We start from the raw sequence: 6,351 nt of genomic DNA, 5'->3' as shown, positions 1-6,351 counted from the left end.
AAATATCAGAGCGTAATATTAACAATTAACAGGGATATTTCCAGCTTGTTTTTAAGAACAGAGAACTGGACACCCTAATTATCTTATCGTTTCTTTTTACCCTAACTTTTATTTGTTCTTTATCACTTTTATGATGTTGTTACGGGCTACATACGGTTTCATCGCCTCTTCCAAAGGCATAGAATCAGGAGTAATCTGAATCACTCTATCAAAACCTGCATCCAGCATCACCTGCCTGTCGCTTACGCCACCCGAGACGAGCCACACAAGGGGAAACGAAGATTCCGGGGATTTGCAATCCCCGGAAAACTGCGAGCAAGCCACATGGCTTTTATCCGATTCCCTACACTTCAGAACATGCTCCAGAATCCTTTGCGGCAACTTCCCCATAAAGGTCTGTTTATCACTATGTCCCTCGCCCGTAATCACGAGATCAGCATTCTGAATGAGCGCATCAAAACCTATTTCATCCAAGAGAAGCTCAGCCCCAGGACGAGCCTCAGCATTGAAATATTGCAGGAAAGCATAGCCCAAACCTCCGGCAGCACCAGCTCCGGGAGCCTCACTCCTATCATATCCGAAATGCCTGGAGCTTACCTCGGCAAACTTCCTCGCCCTATCATCCAGCATCTGCACCATCTTAGCATCAGCTCCCTTCTGAGGCGCAAAGACGTGAGCCGCCCCGTTTTCACCACCGAGCGGATTGGTAACGTCCGAAGCCAGCACAAAACTGCATTCCTGTCGGATTTTCTTCCAGTCGTCGCCCATCGCCTTGAGCATTCCTATGCCGCAATCAGATGTGGCACTTCCGCCCAAGCCCACGATGAAATGGCGCACGCCCCGGCGATAAGCATTCATTATCATCTCGCCCACACCCCAGGAAGTTGCCTTCATCGGGTTGCGCTGTTCAGGCTCAATCAGAGCCAGTCCGGCGGTCTGCGCAATCTCGATAATCGCCGTATCATCCACGATTCCGTATTCCGCCTCAATCCATCTCATCAGCGCATCATGGGCATGAATCCTCACTCGCTCTCCCTTCATCGCCGCGAGAAAAGCATCGAGCATTCCCTCTCCTCCATCACTCATTTCCAGGGTAATGATTTCGGGAGAAGCATCATCAGGAGACAATTTCCTTCTTTCGGAAGCAGCATCATCAGAATCCAATTTCTTTATTTTGGGAGAAGAAGCATCAGAATCCAATTTCTTTATTTCGGGAGAAGCATCTTCCGCATTCCATTCCTTTACTCCCGAAGCAATCGCCTCGTTCACCTCTCTGCTCGAAAGGCAGCCCTTATAAGAGTCGCAAGCAATTATTATTTTTTTCATACTTAATCATCAATTATCAAACAACCCCAATTCTCCTTTTAACCTCATCACTTCCTTGTCAAAATCCGACAAGAACTCACGGTCTTGAATCACCCTGAACTTATCATATTCCTCATAAGCTTTCAACCGAGCTTCAAGAGCCGAAACCTTTCCCTTATCTATCAAAATTGGATAAGATGATAATTCAAGAAAACCATCCAAGAACTTGACCCATTGTTCCATAGTCGTTGGAATATGGCGTTTGGCACGATTGGCAGCTAAGTCAATATAAGCAGAAACAATACCATTCAATTCCTTCATCTGTTCTATATGCAAATAATTCTTTGCTATTGTCACATCCGATTTCAACACCTTACCATCGGGAGCTTGAGCCCAAGAAGTTAATCCCATGTGTTTCTTGGTTGCATCAGCAGAAGAATAAACGATTTCTGCTGCCGTCTTACCCGTTATTGCCCAATGCAACTTATTCTGCACCTTGGCATAAAACTCCTGCGTTGTAGTAGCATTCTTCTGATAATCGCAAGCCGTGGCATAAATATCTGTTATTTTTTGATAAGCCATCCGCTCGGATGCTCGAATCTCCTGAATACGTTCCAGCAACTGGTCAAACTTCACCTGAATCAGCTTTCCACCTTGCTTAAAACGCTCTTCATCTAACACGTAACCGTTTCGGATAAATTCGCTCAAGGTATTGGTTGCCCATTGCCGAAAACGAGTTGCCTTGTAACTGTTCACACGATAGCCCACCGCAATAATCATATCCAGATTATATACATTCATTTCGTATTTCTTCCCATCATCCGCAGTTATCCAAGATTTTTGGATAACTGAATATTTATTGAGTTCTCCGCTGTTCAAGATTTCATTGATGTGATAGCTCACTGTTCGCACATCTACTTGAAAGATTTCTGCAATTCTCTTCTGTGTCGTCCAAACCGTATCTCCATCAAAGACTAATTCCACTCTCAGTTTTCCTTCCGAATCTGAGAAGAACACAATATCCGTATTGGTATAAGTATCAGCATTTTGTAATGAAGAAGAAGATAAATTCTGCTTACCAGAAAAATACTCTAATGCAGGCAATGCATTCTCTTTTCTGGAACTGAGCGACATAGAAATAAGAAGGCAAGCATAACGGGAAAGATGGTAGGACTTCAGCTTTCTCTTTGCCTCACTACCAATAGTAACCATTTCGTTGACTTCAACGAAATGGTCTTCTACACTCTTATTGTTTTGTACACATAAGACCTTAGCCTTATCTATGATTTTGCTAAAATTACGATAATCTGCATAACCAATAACAGACGCCAATTCCCTAGCCGACCAATATTCTTGTCCAGCCTCATCCATCTGTCTGATACTATCAAATATCTTATTCATATCCTATTTATTTTATCATTCCCTAAAGCATCACCAATGAGGAGTGACGCTTTCCCGCCCGCAAAATTAGCCATTATTCCTGAAACCACAAACCTTTTTGAGAAAAACTTTCAAAAACAGATGCTTCTGATAAGAGCTGATAGAAAAAAGAGGTTAAAACATTTGGCTATTAAAAAGATTCCTCGTATTTTTGCAGTAGATTTTTCAAAGGTTTTCTAAAGATTAAAGACTTATGTGCAAATATGAAGAAATAGAAGAAAAGCTTTTGACGGAGACCTTCTAGCAATGTCTCTTCGAAACGAACATCCTGATTGGATAGAGCGATGGATAGATGGAATACTTTAAAGAAGCATTCGATGCGCTTGTTGATGGATAGGAAGAATAGTTCTTTTACAAGATTCTAGCAAATCATTTTATACCCAATTCCCCTCACATTGATGATTCTGATATTTTCATCGGCAGATAACTTGTGGCGGAGCTTGGTAATGAAAACATGGAGACTGCGAGAATTGAAGAAGCTGTCATCGCCCCAGAGTTGCAGGAGAATATCTTTGCTCTCTACCACATTGTTCTTGCTCTCCACAAGCATGCGAAGGATTTCTGATTCACGATGTGACAGTTCTGTATCTTTACCATCCAACTGCAGAATCTGACTGGTAACATTCAGGCGATAACGACCGATGGAGAGCCATTGATCAGCAGCATCCGGATTATCAGGAGAAACATTCCCCCCTTCCTGTTCTTCAGAAGAAATATTTCCCACTGAAGCCCGATGACAAAGCGACTTGATACGGACGATGAGCTCCTGGATGGCAAACGGCTTCTTCAGATAATCATTGCCACCCAATTCAAATCCCTCTACCACATCATTCACCGCCGAACGAGCTGTGAGGAAAAGCACAGGAGTACGGGAATCCGTCTTGCGGATACGGCGCACCATCTCGAAACCATCCATTTTGGGCATCATCACATCCGCAACCAGCACATCAGGCTTCTGTTCATCGAACATACGAAGCCCCTCTTCGCCATCACGCGCCGTGCGCATCTCGAAGCCCTGCGCCTCCAAGGTGTCGCTCAGAATCATCGCCAAGGATGTTTCGTCTTCTACCAGTAATACTTTTATCTTATTCATTGTTTCTTTTTACTTTTTACCTTTTTGCCTTTAAGGAAATGCAGGGTGAAGCAGCTTCCTTTTCCCGGCTCGCTTTCTACGGAAACAGAACCGCCCATTTTCTCCATCAGGCTCTTGACATAGAAAAGGCCGAGACCATAGCCCTTGACCGTATATTTATTGCCATCCGTCACCCGATAGAACTTGTCGAAAATATAAGGCAATTTATCGTGGGCAATACCGATTCCATTATCTGATACGGAAACCAGCACTTCATCCTCGGCTTTTTGGAAAGCCTTGATTTCTATCTTCACGCTATCTTCAGAATACTTAATGGCATTGTCTATGAGATTGCTCACGATGTTTGAGAAATGCATCCGGTCGGCATGAACCATCAGATTTTCCGGTTCTACAGACAACGAAATATTCACCTTTTTATCCGTTCTTTCTCCTGATTTCACTTTCAGCTGATGCTGGGAGATTAATGGTTCAATCACCTCCTTCATTGGAACTTCCACGATATTGAGAAGCATCGATTTCCGTCGTTCCATACTCATCGACAGAATCTGTTCCACCAATCCGCTGAGCGTCTGCAACTGCTCCTGGGCGATGTTGAGATACTTGCGCGCCTTATCAGGATGCTGGAGCATTCCGTAGTTCAGCAGGGAGTCGGTGGCAGCATAGGCTACGGCTATCGGAGTCTTCAATTCGTGCGTGATATTATTGGTGAAATCACTCTTCATCTCATCAAGCGTCTTCTGCTTGAGCATCGTATGAATCAGGAACCAGAAGACGAAAGCCAGGATGAGCATGATGAAGAGCGATGTGGCAAGAATGCCTGCCATCTGGCTGAGCACAGTCATCGTAAGCGGCTCTAAGGTAAGGACATATTTCTCCTCATTCGCCTCCCCCTCATTACAAACCACATATTGGTATTGCTTGGCATTGGCGGAAGACACATACCCCTTCGTCGTCACTTTCGCCAAAACCTTCTTTCCTGCAAAAAGCTGAATCTGATGCGGAAGCGGATGAATATCGTCGCCCACCAACAAACTGTCTGAAAGCATCTTGGCAACCCATGCACTGTCATAGTCATTGATGTCTGGTTTGGCGATTTCATTCAATTTGCCAAACAGTGCCTGTTGTACCATAGTTGCCAGCTTGCCCGACATCATCATCATCAATTCCTGGTCCTTGTCATCTTCACTACGCTTCTCTTGCTTGGTAAAAGTTGTTTGAACAGACTGAACGATCTTTCCTCCACGAACCTTTTTCACCTTTACCTTTTGATCAATATCATCGTCTTCATCCATAGAAAAAGCAACAGAACCCGTCAGTTGTCTATGAGGCCCTTTATCATCATTGCGCAATCGTTCGATTCGCTTCTTCATCTCCATGAAGTGAGCGTACTCCATTCCACCCTTGATTTTTGCTTCAACCTCCTTTTCCTGAGACTGATAAAGCCCCACGAGCCAATAGGTCTGATATGCGAAGATGCAGACCAGAGCCGTGATGACGAGCGTAACTATGTATTTAAGATGTAACTTCATTCTTTCCTTGTATTAAAGATTTTTCCAGATGAATTAAATACTCATTTTCTGAAAATCGGATAAACCTCCGTGGTATTCTTCCATCCCCATTTACCATTCTTTTGTGGCGCAAACTCTCGTCCCATCTTGGCTCCTATCCCCCAATGTTGATTGAACATCACTTCCATGAAGCCACCATAGCTGCTTTTGGGATTGAAAGGAGACATGATGACGCTTCGAGGATCAGAGGTTTTCGTTGGAACATATTGTCCATAGAATCCCACTGTGAGCCAGTCGTTTACCTGATAAGCCATTCGTCCACCAAAAGAAGCTTTGGTGAGATTGCCAAATCCATATACTCCCGTGTTTATCTTTTCTATCCCAGCATAAGGAGAAAAAACAAAACGACCGAAATTTTGTTGATAAACAACCCCTGCAGTCTGCCTATTCATCAGTCCTGGGACTTCAATACCCGAAGAATATACCGCTATTGTACCCAAATTCGGGGAAGGAAGAGAAATATGAGGTATTGCATTCGGCGCAATCTCTAAAGGTTTTCCTTCTTCCGACATCCAAGGTGCATTCGATTCAGAGTAATAAGATTTGCCTTGAAGTACCGGAAATCCACCGAGCGAAGGACGAGAATATTCCAACGACATACCTTCCTTAAACGACATACCTTCCTTAGGTAAAGATGCCTTCGGAACGGAATCCAAAGAAACACTCTTCACTTCCTGCGCTTGCATTACCAATGTACAAAAGCAAGCCACAACTGCCAATATGAATATTCTTCGTTTCTCTTTCATGCTTGCAAAAGTAATAAAAAAGAAGATAAGTAAGATACTTTTCAGGAAATTATTTCTGATTTGATAAGACTAAATAACACTTCTGATAAGACTTGATAATCAAAATTCCTTGCTGACACGAGATATTTGCAGTACTTTTGCAACCGAAATCGGGAGGGTTTCTTCCGAAAGAACGATAAAAAGATAAAACGATAAGAAG

At 43.4% G+C, this 6,351-nt stretch carries 5 protein-coding genes; all 5 read right to left on the bottom strand.

The features are described 5' to 3' along the window. Window positions 1–108: 108 nt before the first annotated feature. Window positions 109–1,326: a glycerate kinase family protein gene (locus tag AAAT87_RS11085; protein WP_349226446.1), complete on the bottom strand. Its 1,218-nt coding sequence runs from the start codon at window positions 1,324–1,326 to the stop codon at window positions 109–111. Between the two features lie 9 nt (window positions 1,327–1,335). Then, the gene (gene rhuM, locus AAAT87_RS11080; protein WP_349226445.1) at window positions 1,336–2,706 is read right to left on the bottom strand and encodes a RhuM family protein; all 1,371 of its coding nucleotides are present in this window, start codon (window positions 2,704–2,706) and stop codon (window positions 1,336–1,338) included. 400 nt (window positions 2,707–3,106) lie between these two features. Then, window positions 3,107–3,838, bottom strand: coding sequence for a response regulator transcription factor (locus AAAT87_RS11075; RefSeq protein WP_349226444.1), 732 nt, complete (start codon window positions 3,836–3,838; stop codon window positions 3,107–3,109). Continuing rightward, entirely contained in the window at window positions 3,835–5,367 is a 1,533-nt protein-coding gene (locus tag AAAT87_RS11070; RefSeq protein ID WP_349226443.1) for a sensor histidine kinase, read from the bottom strand. Before AAAT87_RS11070 ends, AAAT87_RS11075 begins: the two co-directional genes overlap by 4 nt. 41 nt (window positions 5,368–5,408) lie before the next feature. After that, a complete protein-coding gene (locus AAAT87_RS11065) occupies window positions 5,409–6,152 on the bottom strand; it encodes a porin family protein (RefSeq protein WP_349226442.1) in 744 nt (247 codons plus the stop codon). Window positions 6,153–6,351: the final 199 nt, after the last annotated feature.

It is taken from the genome of Segatella sinensis, from assembly GCF_040095255.1.
Lineage (GTDB): Bacteria > Bacteroidota > Bacteroidia > Bacteroidales > Bacteroidaceae > Prevotella > Prevotella sinensis.
The sequence above is the reverse complement of the archived record's forward strand: the minus strand, read 5'-3'. Positions and strand labels throughout refer to the sequence as shown.